The following is a 17,626-nucleotide window of genomic DNA, read 5'->3' as shown; positions in this document are numbered from 1 at the left end:
GTGCGGCGCGGAGTCAGCAGAGATCTGATCTCAAGACAACATACGGAGAACTGAGAAGTGCCTACCATTAACCAGCTGGTCCGCAAGGGCCGGTCACCTAAGGTCTCCAAGACCAAGGCGCCCGCACTGAAGGGCAGCCCCATGAAGCGCGGTGTCTGCACCCGTGTTTACACCACCACCCCGAAGAAGCCGAACTCGGCTCTGCGGAAGGTTGCCCGTGTTCGCCTCAACGGCGGCATCGAAGTAACTGCCTACATCCCGGGCGTCGGCCACAACCTCCAGGAGCACTCCATCGTGCTCGTGCGCGGCGGTCGTGTGAAGGACCTCCCCGGTGTGCGTTACAAGATCGTCCGTGGCGCACTGGATACCCAGGGCGTGAAGAACCGCAAGCAGGCTCGCAGCCGCTACGGCGCAAAGATGGAGAAGAAGTAATATGCCTCGTAAGGGCCCGGCCCCGAAGCGGCCGCTCGTTGTAGATCCCGTTTACGGTTCCCCTCTGGTCACGCAGCTGATCAACAAGGTGCTCGTCGACGGCAAGAAGTCCACCGCTGAGCGCATCGTCTATGGTGCACTCGAAGGTGCCCGCGCCAAGACCGGGGGAGATCCGGTTGCAGCGCTCAAGAAGGCTATGGACAACGTCAAGCCGACCCTCGAGGTTCGCTCCCGCCGTGTTGGTGGCGCCACCTACCAGGTGCCCGTCGAGGTCAAGCCGGGCCGTTCCACGGCCCTCGCCCTCCGCTGGCTGGTCGGTTACTCGAAGGCTCGCCGCGAGAAGACCATGACCGAGCGCCTCCAGAACGAGATCCTCGATGCTTCGAACGGTCTCGGTGCCGCTGTGAAGCGTCGCGAAGACACGCACAAGATGGCCGAGTCCAACAAGGCCTTCGCTCACTACCGCTGGTAATCGCGCTGCCGGTCCTGATCTCCGTAATGCGGGGCGAGGGGCCGGCGGTCCAGTAGAACTCCATCTTAGAAAAGGGAGACACCGTGGCACAGGACGTGCTTACCGACCTCAACAAGGTCCGCAATATCGGCATCATGGCCCACATTGATGCCGGCAAGACCACTACTACCGAGCGCATCCTGTTCTACACGGGTGTAAACCACAAGATCGGCGAGACCCACGACGGCGCCTCGACGACTGACTGGATGGAACAGGAAAAGGAACGCGGCATCACCATCACCAGCGCCGCGGTGACCTGCTTCTGGGAGCAGAACCAGATCAACATCATCGACACCCCCGGTCACGTTGACTTCACCGTTGAGGTAGAGCGCTCACTGCGCGTCCTCGACGGCGCAGTTGCAGTGTTCGACGGCAAGGAGGGCGTTGAGCCCCAGTCCGAGACCGTCTGGCGCCAGGCCGACAAGTACGAAGTTCCCCGCATCTGCTTCGTCAACAAGATGGACAAGCTGGGCGCTGACTTCTACTTCACCGTAGACACGATCATCAGCCGCCTCGGTGCAAAGCCGCTGGTCATGCAGCTGCCGATCGGTGCCGAGAACGACTTCGTCGGCGTCGTCGACCTGCTCTACATGCGCGCACTCGTGTGGCCCGGTGACTCCAAGGGTGACGTGACCATGGGCGCCAAGTACGAGGTCCAGGAGATCCCCGCTGACCTCCAGGCCAAGGCTGAGGAATACCGTGCAGCCCTGGTTGAGGCCGTTGCTGAGTCCTCTGACGAGCTGATGAACAAGTACCTCGAGGGCGAAGAGCCCACCATCGAGGAACTCAAGGCCGGCATCCGCAAGATGACGATCAACTCGGAGATCTACCCTGTTCTCTGTGGTTCCGCGTTCAAGAACCGCGGCGTGCAGCCGATGCTCGATGCTGTCATCGACTACCTACCCTCCCCGCTGGACGTTCCGGCCATGGTTGGTCACGATCCCCGCAACGAGGAAACCGAGCTGACCCGCAAGCCCAGCACGGAGGAGCCTTTCTCGGCCCTCGCGTTCAAGGTCGCAACCCACCCGTTCTTCGGTCAGCTGACCTTCATCCGGGTCTACTCCGGACATGTCACTGCCGGCACGCAGGTTGTGAACTCCACCAAGGGCAAGAAGGAGCGCATCGGAAAGCTCTTCCAGATGCACGCCAACAAGGAAATCCCTGTTGAGGAAGCCTTCGCCGGACACATCTACGCTGCGATCGGCCTGAAGGACACCACCACCGGTGACACCCTGTCCGACGCTTCGGACCAGATCGTCCTCGAGTCGATGAGCTTCCCGGAGCCCGTCATCTCTGTTGCGATCGAGCCCAAGACCAAGGGTGACCAGGAGAAGCTGTCCACGGCTATCCAGAAGCTCTCGGCTGAGGATCCCACCTTCCAGGTTTCCCTCAACGAGGACACCGGCCAGACCATCATCGCCGGCATGGGCGAGCTCCACCTGGACATCCTGGTGGACCGCATGCGCCGCGAGTTCAAGGTTGAGGCAAACGTCGGCAAGCCTCAGGTTGCCTACCGCGAGACCATCCGCGGTACGGTCCAGAAGCACGATTACACCCACAAGAAGCAGACGGGTGGATCCGGACAGTTCGCGAAGATCCAGATCATGATCGAGCCCATGGACACGTCCGAAGGCGAGCTGTACGCCTTCGAGAACAAGGTCACCGGTGGCCGTGTTCCGCGTGAGTACATCCCCAGTGTCGACGCCGGCATCCAGGATGCCCTCAACGACGGCATTCTGGCTGGGTACCCGGTGGTCGGCATCAAGGCAACGCTGCTCGACGGCGCTTACCACGATGTTGACTCCTCCGAAATGGCCTTCAAGATCGCCGGTCGCATGGCGTTCAAGGAGGCGGCCCGCATGGCAAAGCCCGTGCTGCTCGAACCGCTGATGGAGGTGGAAGTCCGCACGCCCGAGGAGTACATGGGTGATGTGATCGGCGACCTCAACTCCCGCCGCGGCCAGATGCAGTCCATGGAGGACGCGAGCGGTGTCAAGGTTATCCGTGCGCACGTGCCGCTGTCCGGCATGTTCGGATACATCGGTGACCTTCGCTCGAAGACTCAGGGCCGCGCCGTCTACTCAATGCAGTTCGACAGCTACTCTGAGGTCCCGAAGGCAGTAGCCGACGAGATCATCCAGAAGACCCGCGGAGAGTAACCCCGGCTCGTCCGGACCGTAATTTCACCAAAATAAAAGCCCCCAGTAGACTTGCATGAGTTTCAGCCGCGAAAAGCGTGGCTGGGGAGTAAGTCTTCTAAAAACGTTCTAGGAGGAACCCGTGGCGAAGGCAAAGTTCGAGCGGACTAAGCCGCACGTTAACATCGGCACCATTGGTCACGTTGACCATGGAAAGACCACGTTGACGGCTGCCATTTCCAAGGTGCTGTACGACAAGTACCCCACCCTCAACGAGCAGCGTGACTTCGCGTCGATCGACTCGGCCCCCGAGGAGAAGCAGCGCGGCATCACCATCAACATCTCGCACGTTGAGTACCAGACCGAGAAGCGTCACTACGCACACGTCGACGCTCCCGGTCACGCTGACTACATCAAGAACATGATCACCGGTGCGGCTCAGATGGATGGCGCCATCCTCGTTGTTGCCGCTACCGATGGTCCGATGGCCCAGACCCGCGAGCACGTTCTGCTCGCCCGCCAGGTTGGTGTTCCCTACCTGCTGGTCGCGCTGAACAAGTCCGACATGGTCGACGACGAGGAACTGCTTGACCTCGTTGAAATGGAAGTTCGTGAGCTCCTGAGCTCGCAGGGCTTCGATGGTGACGACGCTCCCGTGGTTCGCGTCTCCGGCCTGAAGGCCCTCGAGGGTGACCCCGAGTGGGTCAAGTCCGTTGAGGACCTGATGGAAGCCGTTGACAACAACGTTCCTGACCCGGTTCGCGACAAGGACAAGCCGTTCCTCATGCCTGTTGAGGACGTCTTCACCATCACCGGCCGTGGAACCGTTGTTACGGGCCGCGCCGAGCGTGGAACCCTCGCCATCAACTCTGAGGTCGAGATCGTCGGCATCCGCCCGGTCCAGAAGACCACGGTTACCGGTATCGAGATGTTCCACAAGCAGCTCGACGAGGCTTGGGCCGGCGAGAACTGTGGTCTGCTGCTCCGCGGTATCAAGCGCGAAGACGTAGAGCGTGGCCAGGTTATCGTCAAGCCGGGTTCGATCACCCCGCACACCGACTTCGAGGCCAACGTCTACATCCTGGCCAAGGACGAGGGCGGTCGTCACAACCCGTTCTACTCCAACTACCGTCCGCAGTTCTACTTCCGTACCACGGACGTGACCGGTGTCATCACCCTCCCCGAGGGCACCGAAATGGTCATGCCCGGCGACAACACTGAGATGACCGTTGAGCTCATCCAGCCGATCGCTATGGAAGAGGGCCTCGGCTTCGCTATCCGCGAAGGCGGCCGCACCGTTGGATCAGGTCGCGTTACCAAGATCATCAAGTAGTTCCTGACTACTTCGCAAAGCCCCGCTGCGTCAGCGCAGCGGGGCTTTCGCCTTTTAACGTAGAGTGAGGCGGTGCAAATTTACTCGAGCATTCCACTCCAGCGCGGCTGGCAGATCCTGACCGACCTTCTTGCGGTCGCCGCCGTCGTCGTTGCCTGGCTTTTCTCGCGTGCGACCTTTGAAGCTATTACCGGACTCGCGGTGTTCGGTCGGGGCATGGAGGATGCCGGCAGCGGATTCCGGAGCACCATGAGTGATGCTGCTGAAAGCATCGGGGGAGTACCCGTGATCGGCGACGAGGCAAGTGCCCCCTTCCTGAATGCTGCGGAAGCCGGAGGGTTCCTCATCGATGCCGGCCAGGACCAGCAGAATTCGGTGGCTCAGGCAGCAACGGTGGTGGGATGGGCCATCTTCCTTCTTCCGGTTCTCATTCTTATCCCGATGTGGCTGGTTCCCCGCGTGCAGTTCGTTGTCCGGTCTACTCGGGCGCGGCGGCTGCATGGTGAAGACGGCGGCAGGGAGCTCCTGGCGTTGCGGGCGCTGGTGCTGGCGAAACCCGCCCAGTTGCGGAAGGTCTCCGAAGACCCGGTACGTGCCTGGCGCGAAGGTGATCCGGCGGCCCTGGACGGTCTGGCGCAGCTTGCTCTGCGACGCGAAGGTGTACGGGCCAGATAGCATCAACGCGGCGTGTCGGCAAGCTAACACGAGGCCGGATTCGCATTGTGCTTCATAATCTGGCAGACTAGTTGAGTTGTTCAAGCGCCTTTTGCGCGCGGTTTGAGCTGTAGTCCCGGTCAGGATAATGCCTGACGCAGGGTCGCATCCACCGCGGAATCTGGCCCAAATATAACCCACCCCAATCCAATAGCTCGGATTACTGCGGAATTCTTCGCACTCCTATGTGAAAGATGCGCGACACGCCCGAGCGCGGGGGTCGGAGCCTCAGCAGGGTGAGGAACCCGGAACTATCCGGATTCAGTCTGTTGGAGGAGCGCCACAGCAACGGGCGCATGCAAGTAGCCAGGAGCGTCACCGCACGGTGTCGTTCTTCATGACAGAGAGAGAGTCGAGACGCCATGGCGGGACAAAAGATCCGCATCCGGCTGAAGTCGTATGACCACGAGGTCATTGACGTTTCAGCTCGGAAGATCGTTGAGACGGTGACGCGCGCAGGCGCGACGGTAGTTGGCCCTGTGCCGCTGCCGACGGAAAAGAACGTTTACTGCGTTATCCGGTCGCCGCACAAGTACAAGGACAGCCGCGAGCACTTCGAAATGCGCACGCACAAGCGTCTGATCGACATCATTGACCCCACGCCCAAGGCCGTCGACTCGCTCATGCGCCTCGACCTTCCCGCGGACGTGAACATCGAGATCAAGCTGTAAGGGAGAGAAGATAACTATGTCTACTTCGCTTACGCGCCAGGTCAAGGGACTGCTTGCTACCAAGCTCGGCATGACCCAGGTCTGGGATGAAAACAACCGCCTCGTTCCGGTAACCGTCCTGCAGGCTGACTCCAACGTCATCACGCAGCTGCGCACCGCTGATGCCGATGGCTACAGCGCTGTGCAGATCGGCTTCGGCCAGATCGATCCGCGCAAGGTCACCAAGCCGCTCGCCGGTCACTTCGAGAAGGCCGGCGTCACGCCGCGCCGCCACGTCGTTGAGCTGCGCACGTCTGACGTCGACTCCTACTCGCTCGGCCAGGAACTCTCCGTTGAGCTGTTCGAAGCCGGCCAGCAGGTCGACGTCATCGGCAAGACCAAGGGTAAGGGCTTTGCAGGCGTCATGAAGCGTCACGGCTTCTCCGGCGTCGGTGCTTCCCACGGTGCGCACAAGAACCACCGCAAGCCCGGCTCGATCGGTGGAGCATCCACCCCCAGCCGCGTCTTCAAGGGCATGCGTATGGCAGGCCGTATGGGCGCCGTTCGCCAGACCACACTGAACCTCACCGTTCACGCTGTGGACGTCGAGAAGTCGCTGCTGCTGATCAAGGGTGCCGTCCCCGGTGCCCGCGGACAGGTCGTACTCGTACGCACCGCCGTGAAGGGAGCATAGTCATGGCTACGAACACTGAAGCCAACACTGTGAGCGTTGATCTCCCCGCCGAGATCTTCGACGTACAGACCAACGTTCCGCTGCTGCACCAGGTCGTCGTGGCTCAGCTTGCTGCTGCCCGCCAGGGTACGCACAAGACCAAGACACGCGCTGAGGTCAGCGGAGCCGGTCGCAAGCCGTTCAAGCAGAAGGGCACCGGCCGCGCTCGTCAGGGCTCGATCCGCGCTCCTCACATGACCGGTGGCGGCATCGTTCACGGACCCACCCCCCGTGACTACAGCCAGCGCACCCCCAAGAAGATGAAGGCAGCCGCCCTGCGCGGTGCCCTCTCCGACCGGGCACGCAACGGACGCATCCATGTCATCGAGTCCCTGGTTGGTGGCGAGAAGCCTTCGACCAAGGCTGCAATGGCTACCCTGCGCTCCGTCTCCGAGCGTCCCAACCTGCTCGTCGTCATCGAGCGTTCAAACGACATGGCCGCACTCTCCGTGCGCAACCTCGTCGAGGTCCACACGATCTACGTGGACCAGTTGAACACCTACGACGTGCTCGTATCCGACGACGTGATCTTCACGAAGGCCGCTTACGACGCATTCGTCGGTTCGGCTGGGAGCGAGGATGTTGCCGCTGACTCCGTCGCGACTACAACTGAGGAGGACGCCAAGTGAGTGGCTCCATCGCAAAGGATCCCCGCGACGTCGTCATTGCGCCCGTCGTGTCGGAGAAGAGCTACGGCCTGATCGACGAAGGCAAGTACACCTTCCTGGTCGACCCGCGCTCCAACAAGACCGAGATCAAGCTCGCCGTGGAGAAAATCTTCTCCGTCAAGGTCGACTCGATCAACACCATCAACCGTGCCGGTAAGCGCAAGCGCACCAAATTCGGATGGGGACAGCGCAAGGACACCAAGCGCGCAATCGTCACCCTCAAAGAAGGCACGATCGACATCTTCGGCGGTCCGCTCAGCTAGAGCGGAGACCACTTTAACGAGGAACTGAAAAATGGCAATCCTTAAGTACAAGCCGACAACACCGGGCCGTCGTGGCTCGAGCGTTGCCGACTTCGCAGAAATCACACGGTCGACGCCGGAGAAATCCCTGGTGCGTCCGCTCCCCAAAAAGGGCGGCCGTAACAACACCGGTAAGATCACCACCCGTCACAAGGGTGGTGGACACAAGCGTCAGTACCGTCTCATCGACTTCCGTCGCCACGACAAGGACGGCGTAAACGCCCGCGTTGCTGAGATCGAATACGATCCCAACCGCACCGCGCGCATCGCGCTCCTGCACTACGTTGATGGAACCAAGCGCTACATCATCGCGCCGAACAAGCTGAAGCAGGGCGACTTCGTTGAGGCCGGCCCCGGTGCCGACATCAAGCCCGGCAACAACCTGCCGATGCGCAACATCCCCGTGGGTACCGTTATCCACGCGGTGGAGCTGCGTCCCGGTGGCGGTGCCAAGATGGCCCGCTCCGCTGGTGCTTCGGTACAGCTCGTCGCCAAGGAAGGCCGTTTCGCGCAGCTTCGCCTGCCGTCTGGTGAAATCCGCAACGTTGACGTGCGCTGCCGCGCAACCATCGGCGAGGTCGGCAACGCCGAGCAGTCGAACATCAACTGGGGCAAGGCAGGCCGCATGCGCTGGAAGGGCGTTCGCCCGACCGTCCGCGGTGTCGCCATGAACCCGGTTGACCACCCGCACGGTGGTGGTGAAGGCAAGACTTCCGGTGGACGTCACCCCGTCAACCCGAACGGTAAGGCCGAAGGCCGTACCCGCCGTCCCAACAAGGAAAGCGACTCGCTCATTGTGCGTCGCCGTCGTTCCGGCAAGAACAAGCGATAGGAGCCTGGAAACATGCCACGCAGCCTGAAGAAAGGCCCCTTCGTCGATCAGCACCTGTTCGTCAAGGTGGACCGCGAGAACGAGAAGGGCACCAAGAACGTCATCAAGACGTGGTCCCGCCGTTCCATGATCATCCCGGACATGCTCGGCCACACGATTGCCGTGCACGATGGGCGCAAGCACATTCCGGTGTTTGTCACCGAGTCGATGGTCGGGCACAAGCTCGGCGAATTCGCTCCCACGCGGACATTCCGCGGCCATGTTAAGGACGACCGCAAGGGCAAGCGCCGCTAAGGCGCCTGTTTCTACGGCTAAGACGAGAGAAGGAAAAGCAATGGAAGCCAAGGCTATTGCGCGTCATCTGCGCGTAACGCCTATGAAGGCCCGGCGCGTCGTCAACCTTGTTCGTGGTAAGCAAGCGAATGAGGCTCTGGCAATCCTGAAGTTTGCCCCCCAGGCAGCTTCGGAGCCGGTATTCAAGGTAGTTCAGTCGGCAGTTGCAAACGCCCGTGTCCTCGCGGACCGCGACGGCGTTGCATTCGACGAAGGCGATCTCATCATCAGCGAAGCATACGTCGATGAAGGTCCCACGATGAAGCGGTTCCAGCCGCGTGCCCAGGGCCGCGCCTACCGCATCAACAAGCGGACCAGCCACGTCACTGTTGTTGTCGCTACCCCTGAGAAAGTGGAGGACCGCTAAGTGGGACAGAAAGTAAACCCGCACGGGTTCCGACTCGGCATCACCACTGACCACAGGTCACACTGGTTTGCTGACAGCAACAAGCCCGGCCAGCGCTACAAGGACTTCGTCCGCGAGGACGTCAAGATCCGCCAGCTCATGTCCACGGGCATGGACCGCGCCGGCATCGCCAAGGTAGAGATCGAGCGCACCCGCGACCGTGTCCGCGTGGACATCCACACGGCACGTCCGGGCATCGTCATCGGTCGCCGCGGCGCCGAGGCAGACCGCATCCGCGGGGAGCTCGAGAAGCTCACCGGCAAGCAGGTTCAGCTGAACATCCTCGAGGTCAAGAACCCCGAGATCGAAGCACAGCTTGTTGCCCAGGGCATCGCTGAGCAGCTCTCTTCGCGTGTGGCTTTCCGCCGCGCCATGAAGAAGGCCATGCAGTCGGCACAGCGTGCCGGTGCCAAGGGTATCCGCGTACAGTGCTCCGGCCGCCTCGGCGGCGCTGAGATGAGCCGTTCGGAGTTCTACCGCGAAGGCCGTGTTCCCCTGCACACCCTCCGTGCGAACATCGACTACGGCTTCTTCGAGGCCAAGACCACCTTCGGCCGCATCGGCGTGAAGGTATGGATCTACAAGGGCGACGTCACCGCCAAGGAACTGGCTGCCCAGGCAGCTGCTGCGCCGTCGCGCGGACGTGGCGGGGATCGCCCCGGTCGCGGCCCTGCCGGCGCCGACCGTGGTGACCGCCGTCGTCGTAATGCCGACCGCGCTCCCGGCCAGGGTGAGGCTACCGCCGCTCCCGCCGAGTCCGCACCGGCTGAGTCCGCTGCTGCAGCGGAAGGAGGACAGGCTTAAATGCTTATCCCACGTCGAGTAAAGTTCCGCAAGCAGCACCACCCCGGTCGTTCGGGCGCTGCTACCGGCGGCACGCAGGTCAGCTTCGGTGAGTGGGGTATCCAGGCTCTGAGCCCGGCATACGTCACCAACCGCCAGATCGAATCTGCGCGTATTGCAATGACCCGTCACATCAAGCGTGGCGGAAAGGTGTGGATCAACATCTACCCGGACCGTCCGCTGACCAAGAAGCCCGCTGAAACCCGTATGGGTTCCGGTAAGGGTTCCCCTGAGTGGTGGGTAGCCAACGTCAAGCCGGGCCGTGTTCTTTTCGAACTCTCCGGTGTCAATGAAGAGGTAGCTCGCGAGGCCCTGCGCCTGGCGATCCACAAGCTGCCGTTGAAGGCACGTATCGTGCGTCGTGAGGGTGGTGAATAGTCATGGCACTCGGTTCAAAGGAACTGGCAACCGACCAGCTGGATGGGTTCGATAAGGACCGTCTGGTGGAGGAACTCGCCAAGGCTAAGGAAGAGCTGTTCAACCTGCGCTTCCAGTCAGCCACCGGTCAGCTTGAAAACCACGGTCGCCTGCGCGCTGTGAAGCGGGATATCGCCCGCATCTACACCGTGCTGCGTGAGCGCGAGCTGGGAATTCGGCCCGACGTCGTTGCCCCGGTAGAAGAAGCAAAGACTGAAAAGGCCGGCAAGAAATCGAAGGGTTCCAAGGCTGCCTCCACGAAGGACGAAAAGTCCGTGGAAACACAGGCTTCTGAGGAGGATGCCAAATGAGTGAAGAGAAGAATGAGGCTGCAGTACTGGAGTCCTCAAAGCGCGGTTACCGCAAGACCCGCCGCGGCTACGTCGTCTCCGACAAAATGGAGAAGACCATCGTCGTCGAGGTTGAGGACCGCGTAAAGCACGGCCTCTACGGCAAGGTCATCCGCCGCACCTCGAAGGTCAAGGCCCATGACGAGCAGAACACCGCTGGTGTCGGCGACATGGTCCTGATCAGCGAGACCCGCCCGCTGTCCGCTACCAAGCGGTGGCGTCTGGTCGAGGTCATCGAGAAGGCCAAGTAAACCCTCGTTCACACGAGTCGTTTCACACCGAGCAGTCCCTCGTTCCGACATGAGCGGGGGACTGCTTGCTTTTAAATCCGTGCTAGGATATTGAGTTTGTGTGGTGCCTTCCGTGCGCCATTCTGAAACCTCGTAAACAATCGTGCTCCGGCATAGTACTTCCCTGCGCCCCGCGCTTGGGAGGCAAATGCCTCGGGCACGGGCGTTTAGGCCCTCCACTGGCAAAATCCAGGTGGGTCCAGAGACACCCCGATCAACCGTTCCGCAAGGCTCATTCCGTATGCAGTATTTCGGTCTGAGAACCAGCGCGACGCAAGGAGTAAATAGTGATTCAGCAGGAGTCACGACTCAAGGTCGCCGACAACACTGGTGCTAAGGAAATCCTTACCATTCGTGTTCTCGGCGGTTCCGGACGTCGTTACGCAGGAATTGGTGACGTCATTGTCGCCACCGTCAAAGACGCTATCCCAGGTGGAAACGTCAAGAAGGGCGATGTGGTCAAGGCCGTCATCGTCCGCACCAAGAAGGAACGCCGCCGTGCGGATGGTTCCTACATCAAGTTCGACGAGAACGCAGCTGTCATCCTCAAGGGCGACGGCGATCCTCGTGGTACCCGCATCTTCGGCCCGGTCGGTCGCGAACTCCGCGACAAGCGCTTCATGAAGATCATTTCACTGGCTCCGGAGGTGCTGTAGTCATGGCTCAGACCCGTTCGAAGCTGAAGATCAAGAAGGGTGACCTCGTTCAGGTCATCACCGGCGCCAAGCAGGATCGCGGCGGAGACCGCGGCAAGCAGGGCAAGGTCCTCAAGGTATTCCCTGAGAGCAACCGTGTACTGGTCGAGGGCATCAACCGCATCACGAAGCACACCAAGGTCGGACAGTCGCAGCGCGGCACCAAGACCGGTGGCATCGAGACCGTTGAGGCCTCAATCCACATCAGTAACGTCGCAGTGGTAGACCCGGAGACCAAGAAGCCCACCCGTGTCGGCTACCGCACCGAAACCGTGGAGCGGGACGGCCGTGAGCGCACGGTCCGCATCCGCGTCGCCAAGGCATCAGGGAAGGATCTGTAATGACTGCTGAAGCCGTAGAAACAAAGATCACCCCCCGCCTGAAGACCCGCTACGCATCCGAGATCAAGTCGGCGCTGCTGGAGGAATTCAACTACAGCAACGTCAACCAGGTTCCCCGGCTCGTCAAGGTCGTTGTGAACATGGGTGTCGGAGATGCCGCCAAGGACTCCAAGCTCATCGACGGTGCGGTCCGCGACCTCACTCAGATCACCGGCCAGAAGCCGCAGGTCACCAAGGCACGCAAGTCCATCGCGCAGTTCAAGCTCCGCGAAGGCATGCCGATCGGTGCGCACGCCACGCTGCGCGGAGACCGCATGTGGGAATTCGTTGATCGCCTGGTCACGCTGGCACTGCCCCGTATCCGCGACTTCCGCGGCCTCAACGGGCGCCAGTTCGACGGCAACGGCAACTACACCTTCGGCCTCACGGAGCAGTCCATGTTCCACGAGATCGACCAGGACAAGATTGACCGTGTCCGCGGCATGGACATCACCGTTGTGACCACCGCCAAGACCGATGACGAAGGCCGCGCACTGCTCAAGGCGCTCGGCTTCCCGTTCAAATCCGAAGACTAATCAACTACGTTGCAGGTCCGTTCCGCGACGGCCAGCTGATGCTGGACTTCGCCGGAGACCGGAAACCGTTACGAGGAAGGGCTAGAGCCCAATGACAATGACAGATCCAGTTGCAGACATGCTTACGCGTCTCCGCAACGCCAACTCGGCATATCACGACACCGTGTCCATGCCATACAGCAAGCTGAAGGCACGCGTTGCCGACATCCTGAAGGCCGAAGGCTACATCGCCGGCTGGAAGGAAGAAGAGGCTGAGGTAGGCAAGAAGCTCACCATCGACCTCAAGTTCGGTCCCGACCGTCAGCGCTCCATCGCGGGCATCCGGCGCATCTCCAAGCCCGGTCTGCGCGTGTACGCAAAGTCCACCAACCTGCCGCACGTTCTGGGCGGGCTGGGCATCGCCATCCTGTCCACGTCCTCCGGTCTGCTCACAGACCGCCAGGCAGCCAAGAAGGGTGTAGGTGGGGAAGTCCTCGCCTACGTCTGGTAGCGGGAAAGGGAAAGAGAAACATGTCACGTATTGGACGTCTCCCCATCACCGTGCCTGCAGGCGTAGAGGTCAAGGTCGACGGCAATGTTGTATCCGTCAAGGGTTCCAAGGGCGAGCTGAGCCACACTGTAGCCAGCCCGATCCAGGTTTCGCTTGAGGAAAGCACCATCACCGTCTCCCGCCCGAATGACGAGCGCGAAGCGCGTTCGCTGCACGGCCTGACCCGCACCCTGATCTCCAACATGATCGTTGGAGTTACCGAGGGCTACAAGAAGAACCTCGAGATCGTCGGCACCGGTTACCGTGTGCAGGCCAAGGGTTCCGACCTGGAGTTCGCGCTGGGCTACAGCCACCCTGTACCCGTCAAGGCACCGGAAGGCATCACGCTGACCGTAGACAGCCCCACCAAGGTTTCTGTCTCCGGCATCAACAAGCAGCAGGTCGGCGAAGTTGCTGCGAACATCCGCAAGCTGCGCCGTCCGGATCCCTATAAGGGCAAGGGCATCCGCTATGCGGGCGAAGTTATTCGCCGCAAGGTCGGAAAGGCTGGTAAGTAACCATGACACTGAGCATCAACAAGAAGCGCACGTCGAAGAGCAAGTCCGCCCAGCGCGGACGCCGTCACCTTCGCGTCCGCAAGCGCATCACCGGTACCGCTGTTCGCCCCCGCCTGGTGGTCAATCGTTCAGCCCGTCACGTATTCGTGCAGGTTGTCGACGACACCAAGGGCATCACCGTTGCATCGGCGTCGACCCTCGAGGCCGACCTGCGTTCGTTCGACGGTGACAAGACTGCCAAGGCCAAGCGCGTGGGCGAGCTCGTCGCTGAGCGGGCAAAGGCTGCAGGCATTGAGGCAGTCGTCTTCGACCGGGGTGGTAACAAGTACCACGGCCGGGTTGCCGCAATCGCAGACGGCGCACGTGAAGGTGGGCTGGCACTGTGACCGAGCAGAACAACGCAAAGGAAGCCTCATTGAACACCGCAAAGGCTGAGCAGCCTGCAACTGACGCTCCCGCGGCTGAGTCCACCGAGACGGCGTCGGCAACCGACGGCCGCGGCGGACGTCGTGGAGAGCGCGGCGGACGCGATGGCGGCCGTGGCGGTCGCGATGGCGGCCGTGGCGGACGTGACGGCGGCCGCGGCGACGACAAGGACAAGTTCGTAGAGCGCGTCGTGTCGATCAACCGCGTCGCGAAGGTCGTCAAGGGCGGCCGTCGCTTCAGCTTCACCGCACTCGTTGTTGTCGGCGACGGCAACGGCATGGTCGGCGTGGGTTACGGCAAGGCCAAGGAAGTTCCCTCGGCTATCTCCAAGGCAGTCGAGGAAGCCAAGAAGTCCTTCTTCAAGGTTCCCCGCATCGGCGGCACCGTTCCCCACCTGGTTCAGGGTGAGGCAGCGGCCGGCGTCGTGCTCCTGCGTCCGGCATCGCCGGGTACCGGTGTAATCGCCGGTGGTCCTGTGCGCGCCGTACTGGAATGCGTCGGTATCCACGACGTTCTCTCCAAGTCGCTGGGTTCCTCCAACGCCATCAACATTGTTCACGCAACCGTTGACGCGCTGAAGCGGCTCGAAGAGCCTCAGGCAGTGGCTGCACGCCGCGGCCTGCCGCTGGACGAGGTTGCCTCAACATCGATGCTGCGCGCAATGCAGGATCAGAAGGCAGGTGCGTAATGGCAACTCCGAAGCGTCTGGTTGCCAGCTCCGCAAAGCTGGAAATCACACAGATCAAGTCCGCCATCGGCGGTAAGCAGAACCAGCGGGACACCCTTCGTTCACTCGGCCTGAAGCGGATCGGACACACCGTTGTCCGCAACGCTGACGAGGTGACCGTAGGCATGGTCAACACGGTTCCGCACCTCGTGAAGGTTGAGGAGGCCAAGTAATGGCAGAGAAGAAGACGGTGGAGGAATCCACCGAGACGAAGCCGGCCCGCAAGCCTGCTGCCAAGGCTGCTGCAGCTCAGGAAACTACTGAGAGCACGCCTCGCGTCCACGCGCTGAAGGTACACCACCTTCGTCCCGCCCCCGGAGCCAAGACCGCCAAGACCCGCGTTGGCCGTGGTGAAGGCTCCAAGGGTAAGACCGCCGGCCGTGGTACCAAGGGCACCAAGGCACGCTACTCGGTCAAGGCAGGTTTCGCAGGCGGCCAGCTGCCGCTGCACATGCGTCTGCCGAAGCTGCGCGGCTTCAAGAACCCGTTCCGCGTTGAGTACCAGGTAGTCAACCTGGACAAGCTCAACGAGCTGTACCCCGAAGGCGGCGAGGTGTCGGTAGACAGCCTGATCGCCAAGGGCGCAGTGCGCAAGAACCAGCTCGTCAAGGTGCTGGGAACGGGCGACATCGCGGTTAAGGTGGACGTCAAGGTTCACGCCGTGTCCGCCAGCGCTGCCGAGAAGATCACCGCCGCAGGCGGTTCGGTCTCCGGCCTCTAGTTCCCAGCGTCGCTTTCCCGCCGTCGTCCGCCGGTTCGTCCTTCGGACAGCCTGACGACGACGGCGGGGGAGCCGACTGTGATCTAGCTCATGAAGCAACTAGACTCTTGGTGGGCCGGGATCCCCGGCTCGCCAGGAGTCTGTTTCGTTTAACAGGCTTCGTTTGATGCCCGGGTTCTCGCCTGCCCGGTTCCAGCCGTTAGACTCGGTTGGTGTGTATCGCCCGCGTAGGGCCACTAAGACTTAATCAGGAGGACGCTTGCTTAGCGCTATTGGCCGGGCTTTCCGGACGCCAGACTTGCGGCGCAAGCTGTTGTTCACGCTGGGAATCATCACCATCTTCCGTTTGGGTGCATTCATCCCGGCGCCCGGTGTTGACTACGGCAACGTGCAGCAGTGTTTGCAGCTCGGCAACACAGAGGGCGGCCTCTACCAGTTTGTGAACCTCTTCAGCGGCGGAGCCCTGCTACAGGTGTCCGTGTTCGCGCTGGGAATCATGCCCTACATCACGGCCAGCATCATCACCCAGCTGCTCCGGGTAGTTATCCCGCGCTTCCAGGAACTTCACCAGGAGGGTGCGCAGGGCCAGGCCAAGCTGACCCAGTACACGCGCTACCTGACCATCGCCCTTGGGCTCCTCAATGCCACGACGCTGGTGTCGCTGGCGCGGTCGGGTGCCTTGCTGGGCAATTGTCCGGTGCCGATCATCCCGGATGACAGCCTCATCACCATCATCCTCCTCATCATCACTTTGACGGCCGGTACCGGCCTGATCATGTGGTTGGGCGAGCTGATCACCGAGCGCGGCGTCGGAAACGGTATGTCGCTGCTCATCTTTACCGCCATCGCGGCCGGATTCCCCACCTCGCTGGGCGAGATCCTGCGCACCCAGGGCTGGAACGTGTTCATCGGAGTCCTGGTGATCGGCGTGTTCGTGGTCATGCTTGTGATCTTCGTCGAGCAGTCCCAGCGCCGCATCCCGGTGCAGTACGCAAAGCGCATGATCGGCAGGCGCACCCTGGGCGGCAGCAGCACCTACATTCCGATCAAGGTCAACATGGCGGGCGTTATCCCCGTGATCTTCGCATCGTCGATGCTGTACCTGCCCTCGCTGATCGCGCAGTTCAACACCCCCACCGACGGCCAGACGCCGCCGCCGGAATGGGTCAACTGGATCACCACCTACCTCACCACCGGTGACCACCCCCTCTACATGGCGCTCTACTTCGCGATGATCGTGTTCTTCACGTACTTCTACGTGGCTATCACCTTCAACCCGGAGGAAGTCTCGGAGAACATGAAGAAGTACGGCGGCTTCATCCCGGGGATCCGGGCTGGGCGCCCCACGGCGGAGTACCTGCAGTACGTCCTGTCCCGCATCACCTTGCCCGGTGCGATCTACCTCGGCATTGTTGCGCTCATTCCGTTGATCGCGCTCGTAGCCATCAACGCGAACCAGAACTTCCCGTTCGGCGGAACCTCCATCCTCATCATGGTTGGCGTGGGTCTTGAGACGGTGAAGCAAATTGACGCGCAGCTGCAGCAGCGCCACTACGAAGGACTATTGCGATGACACGGATGCTCATCATTGGACCCCCCGGATCAGGCAAGGGAACCCAGGCAGCTCGTATCTCCGAGCGGCTCGGCGTTGTGGCCATCTCCACCGGCGACATCTTCCGCGAGAACGTCAAGAACGAGACGCCTTTGGGCATAGAGGCGAAGAAGTACATGGATGCCGGCGACTTCGTCCCGGACAGCGTCACCAACAACATGGTGCGTGCGCGTCTCAACGAGGACGACACCCTGGACGGTTTCCTGCTGGACGGGTATCCCCGTACGGCAGCACAGGTGACCGAGCTTGACGACATCCTGCAGGCGAACGACCTCGCACTCGACGTCGTACTCCAGCTCACTGCCGACGACGAGGAACTCGTTCGCCGGCTCCTGAACCGCGCACGGCTCGATGGCCGTTCGGATGACAACGAAGTTGTCATCCGGCACCGCCTTGACCTCTACCACGAGCAGACAGAGGCAGTCGTGTCCCAGTACGAGGCACGCGGCATCGTCACACGCGTAGACGGCATCGGCGCGATCGATGAAGTCACCGAGCGCGTCATGACCGCCCTGAAGGTCAGCCAGTAG

27 protein-coding genes are annotated in these 17,626 nt (G+C 61.6%); all 27 read left to right on the top strand.

Annotation, left to right across the window (positions count from 1 at the left end; all coding sequences use genetic code 11):
* Positions 1–57: 57 nt before the first annotated feature.
* The 27 genes from rpsL to M1D74_RS11915 all read left to right on the top strand — a co-directional run bounded on the left by rpsL (position 58) and on the right by M1D74_RS11915 (position 17,626).
* Positions 58–432, top strand: coding sequence for a 30S ribosomal protein S12 (gene rpsL / locus M1D74_RS12045; RefSeq protein ID WP_026545668.1), 375 nt, complete (start codon positions 58–60; stop codon positions 430–432).
* 1 nt (position 433) lies between these two features.
* A complete protein-coding gene (rpsG, locus tag M1D74_RS12040) occupies positions 434–904 on the top strand; it encodes a 30S ribosomal protein S7 (protein ID WP_026545667.1) in 471 nt (156 codons plus the stop codon).
* A gap of 83 nt (positions 905–987) precedes the next feature.
* Complete coding sequence (gene fusA, locus M1D74_RS12035; protein ID WP_309071295.1) at positions 988–3,102, top strand: elongation factor G; 2,115 nt, start codon at positions 988–990, stop codon at positions 3,100–3,102.
* A gap of 121 nt (positions 3,103–3,223) precedes the next feature.
* The gene (gene tuf, locus M1D74_RS12030; RefSeq protein WP_309071296.1) at positions 3,224–4,414 is read left to right on the top strand and encodes an elongation factor Tu; all 1,191 of its coding nucleotides are present in this window, start codon (positions 3,224–3,226) and stop codon (positions 4,412–4,414) included.
* 72 nt (positions 4,415–4,486) lie between these two features.
* Positions 4,487–5,089: a hypothetical protein gene (locus M1D74_RS12025; RefSeq protein ID WP_309071297.1), complete on the top strand. Its 603-nt coding sequence runs from the start codon at positions 4,487–4,489 to the stop codon at positions 5,087–5,089.
* A gap of 401 nt (positions 5,090–5,490) precedes the next feature.
* Positions 5,491–5,799: a 30S ribosomal protein S10 gene (gene rpsJ / locus M1D74_RS12020; protein WP_003803825.1), complete on the top strand. Its 309-nt coding sequence runs from the start codon at positions 5,491–5,493 to the stop codon at positions 5,797–5,799.
* Positions 5,800–5,815: 16 nt separating this feature from the next.
* Entirely contained in the window at positions 5,816–6,472 is a 657-nt protein-coding gene (rplC, locus tag M1D74_RS12015) for a 50S ribosomal protein L3 (RefSeq protein ID WP_309071298.1), read from the top strand.
* Between the two features lie 2 nt (positions 6,473–6,474).
* Positions 6,475–7,140, top strand: coding sequence for a 50S ribosomal protein L4 (rplD, locus tag M1D74_RS12010; RefSeq protein ID WP_309071299.1), 666 nt, complete (start codon positions 6,475–6,477; stop codon positions 7,138–7,140).
* The gene (gene rplW, locus M1D74_RS12005; protein ID WP_309071300.1) at positions 7,137–7,442 is read left to right on the top strand and encodes a 50S ribosomal protein L23; all 306 of its coding nucleotides are present in this window, start codon (positions 7,137–7,139) and stop codon (positions 7,440–7,442) included. The genes rplD and rplW overlap by 4 nt, the downstream gene beginning before the upstream one ends.
* Positions 7,443–7,473: 31 nt before the next feature.
* Positions 7,474–8,313 (top strand): 50S ribosomal protein L2, encoded by an 840-nt coding sequence (rplB, locus tag M1D74_RS12000; protein WP_309071301.1) that lies wholly within the window; start codon positions 7,474–7,476, stop codon positions 8,311–8,313.
* Positions 8,314–8,325: 12 nt separating this feature from the next.
* The gene (gene rpsS / locus M1D74_RS11995) at positions 8,326–8,607 is read left to right on the top strand and encodes a 30S ribosomal protein S19 (RefSeq protein WP_011692805.1); all 282 of its coding nucleotides are present in this window, start codon (positions 8,326–8,328) and stop codon (positions 8,605–8,607) included.
* Positions 8,608–8,647: 40 nt separating this feature from the next.
* Entirely contained in the window at positions 8,648–9,013 is a 366-nt protein-coding gene (gene rplV / locus M1D74_RS11990) for a 50S ribosomal protein L22 (RefSeq protein ID WP_026545659.1), read from the top strand.
* Complete coding sequence (gene rpsC / locus M1D74_RS11985; protein WP_309071302.1) at positions 9,014–9,856, top strand: 30S ribosomal protein S3; 843 nt, start codon at positions 9,014–9,016, stop codon at positions 9,854–9,856. It abuts the gene before it with no gap.
* Entirely contained in the window at positions 9,857–10,273 is a 417-nt protein-coding gene (rplP, locus tag M1D74_RS11980) for a 50S ribosomal protein L16 (RefSeq protein ID WP_026545657.1), read from the top strand. It begins immediately after the preceding gene.
* Positions 10,274–10,275: 2 nt separating this feature from the next.
* Positions 10,276–10,623 carry a 50S ribosomal protein L29 gene (gene rpmC / locus M1D74_RS11975; RefSeq protein WP_309071303.1) on the top strand — a complete coding sequence of 116 codons (348 nt, stop codon included), beginning with the start codon at positions 10,276–10,278 and terminating at the stop codon, positions 10,621–10,623.
* Entirely contained in the window at positions 10,620–10,913 is a 294-nt protein-coding gene (gene rpsQ, locus M1D74_RS11970; protein ID WP_309071304.1) for a 30S ribosomal protein S17, read from the top strand. The genes rpmC and rpsQ overlap by 4 nt, the downstream gene beginning before the upstream one ends.
* Before the next feature lie 326 nt (positions 10,914–11,239).
* On the top strand, positions 11,240–11,608 hold the full coding sequence (gene rplN, locus M1D74_RS11965; protein WP_026545654.1) for a 50S ribosomal protein L14: 369 nt from the start codon (positions 11,240–11,242) through the stop codon (positions 11,606–11,608).
* 2 nt (positions 11,609–11,610) lie between these two features.
* Positions 11,611–11,988 carry a 50S ribosomal protein L24 gene (gene rplX, locus M1D74_RS11960; protein ID WP_309071305.1) on the top strand — a complete coding sequence of 126 codons (378 nt, stop codon included), beginning with the start codon at positions 11,611–11,613 and terminating at the stop codon, positions 11,986–11,988.
* The gene (gene rplE, locus M1D74_RS11955) at positions 11,988–12,563 is read left to right on the top strand and encodes a 50S ribosomal protein L5 (RefSeq protein WP_309071306.1); all 576 of its coding nucleotides are present in this window, start codon (positions 11,988–11,990) and stop codon (positions 12,561–12,563) included. The genes rplX and rplE overlap by 1 nt, the downstream gene beginning before the upstream one ends.
* Positions 12,564–12,654: 91 nt before the next feature.
* Positions 12,655–13,053, top strand: a complete 399-nt coding sequence (rpsH, locus tag M1D74_RS11950) for a 30S ribosomal protein S8 (RefSeq protein ID WP_167994165.1) — start codon at positions 12,655–12,657, stop codon at positions 13,051–13,053.
* A 20-nt stretch (positions 13,054–13,073) separates the two neighbouring features.
* On the top strand, positions 13,074–13,610 hold the full coding sequence (rplF, locus tag M1D74_RS11945) for a 50S ribosomal protein L6 (RefSeq protein ID WP_309071307.1): 537 nt from the start codon (positions 13,074–13,076) through the stop codon (positions 13,608–13,610).
* Positions 13,611–13,612: 2 nt separating this feature from the next.
* On the top strand, positions 13,613–13,996 hold the full coding sequence (gene rplR, locus M1D74_RS11940) for a 50S ribosomal protein L18 (protein ID WP_309071308.1): 384 nt from the start codon (positions 13,613–13,615) through the stop codon (positions 13,994–13,996).
* Between the two features lie 29 nt (positions 13,997–14,025).
* Positions 14,026–14,724, top strand: coding sequence for a 30S ribosomal protein S5 (gene rpsE, locus M1D74_RS11935; protein ID WP_309071318.1), 699 nt, complete (start codon positions 14,026–14,028; stop codon positions 14,722–14,724).
* Positions 14,724–14,936, top strand: coding sequence for a 50S ribosomal protein L30 (gene rpmD, locus M1D74_RS11930; RefSeq protein WP_458115451.1), 213 nt, complete (start codon positions 14,724–14,726; stop codon positions 14,934–14,936). Before rpsE ends, rpmD begins: the two co-directional genes overlap by 1 nt.
* The gene (gene rplO, locus M1D74_RS11925) at positions 14,936–15,484 is read left to right on the top strand and encodes a 50S ribosomal protein L15 (protein WP_309071310.1); all 549 of its coding nucleotides are present in this window, start codon (positions 14,936–14,938) and stop codon (positions 15,482–15,484) included. The genes rpmD and rplO overlap by 1 nt, the downstream gene beginning before the upstream one ends.
* A 259-nt stretch (positions 15,485–15,743) precedes the next feature.
* Complete coding sequence (gene secY / locus M1D74_RS11920) at positions 15,744–17,057, top strand: preprotein translocase subunit SecY (protein ID WP_309071311.1); 1,314 nt, start codon at positions 15,744–15,746, stop codon at positions 17,055–17,057.
* Positions 17,054–17,626, top strand: coding sequence for an adenylate kinase (locus M1D74_RS11915; protein WP_309071312.1), 573 nt, complete (start codon positions 17,054–17,056; stop codon positions 17,624–17,626). Before secY ends, M1D74_RS11915 begins: the two co-directional genes overlap by 4 nt.

This window comes from Arthrobacter sp. D2-10 (genome assembly GCF_054161285.1).
The sequence above is the reverse complement of the archived record's forward strand: the minus strand, read 5'-3'. Positions and strand labels throughout refer to the sequence as shown.

Excerpts from the sequence above, each read along its gene's own strand:
- rpsG (WP_026545667.1), top strand. The coding sequence starts at position 434 with ATGCCTCGTAAGGGCCCGGCCCCGAAGCGGCCGCTCGTTGTAGATCCC.
- rpsJ (WP_003803825.1), top strand. The coding sequence starts at position 5,491 with ATGGCGGGACAAAAGATCCGCATCCGGCTGAAGTCGTATGACCACGAG.
- rplC (WP_309071298.1), top strand. The coding sequence starts at position 5,816 with ATGTCTACTTCGCTTACGCGCCAGGTCAAGGGACTGCTTGCTACCAAG.
- rplD (WP_309071299.1), top strand. The coding sequence starts at position 6,475 with ATGGCTACGAACACTGAAGCCAACACTGTGAGCGTTGATCTCCCCGCC.
- rplB (WP_309071301.1), top strand. The coding sequence starts at position 7,474 with ATGGCAATCCTTAAGTACAAGCCGACAACACCGGGCCGTCGTGGCTCG.
- rpsS (WP_011692805.1), top strand. The coding sequence starts at position 8,326 with ATGCCACGCAGCCTGAAGAAAGGCCCCTTCGTCGATCAGCACCTGTTC.
- rplV (WP_026545659.1), top strand. The coding sequence starts at position 8,648 with ATGGAAGCCAAGGCTATTGCGCGTCATCTGCGCGTAACGCCTATGAAG.
- rplP (WP_026545657.1), top strand. The coding sequence starts at position 9,857 with ATGCTTATCCCACGTCGAGTAAAGTTCCGCAAGCAGCACCACCCCGGT.
- rpmC (WP_309071303.1), top strand. The coding sequence starts at position 10,276 with ATGGCACTCGGTTCAAAGGAACTGGCAACCGACCAGCTGGATGGGTTC.
- rpsQ (WP_309071304.1), top strand. The coding sequence starts at position 10,620 with ATGAGTGAAGAGAAGAATGAGGCTGCAGTACTGGAGTCCTCAAAGCGC.
- rplX (WP_309071305.1), top strand. The coding sequence starts at position 11,611 with ATGGCTCAGACCCGTTCGAAGCTGAAGATCAAGAAGGGTGACCTCGTT.
- rplE (WP_309071306.1), top strand. The coding sequence starts at position 11,988 with ATGACTGCTGAAGCCGTAGAAACAAAGATCACCCCCCGCCTGAAGACC.
- rpsH (WP_167994165.1), top strand. The coding sequence starts at position 12,655 with ATGACAATGACAGATCCAGTTGCAGACATGCTTACGCGTCTCCGCAAC.
- rplF (WP_309071307.1), top strand. The coding sequence starts at position 13,074 with ATGTCACGTATTGGACGTCTCCCCATCACCGTGCCTGCAGGCGTAGAG.
- rplR (WP_309071308.1), top strand. The coding sequence starts at position 13,613 with ATGACACTGAGCATCAACAAGAAGCGCACGTCGAAGAGCAAGTCCGCC.
- rpmD (WP_458115451.1), top strand. The coding sequence starts at position 14,724 with ATGGCAACTCCGAAGCGTCTGGTTGCCAGCTCCGCAAAGCTGGAAATC.
- rplO (WP_309071310.1), top strand. The coding sequence starts at position 14,936 with ATGGCAGAGAAGAAGACGGTGGAGGAATCCACCGAGACGAAGCCGGCC.
- M1D74_RS11915 (WP_309071312.1), top strand. The coding sequence starts at position 17,054 with ATGACACGGATGCTCATCATTGGACCCCCCGGATCAGGCAAGGGAACC.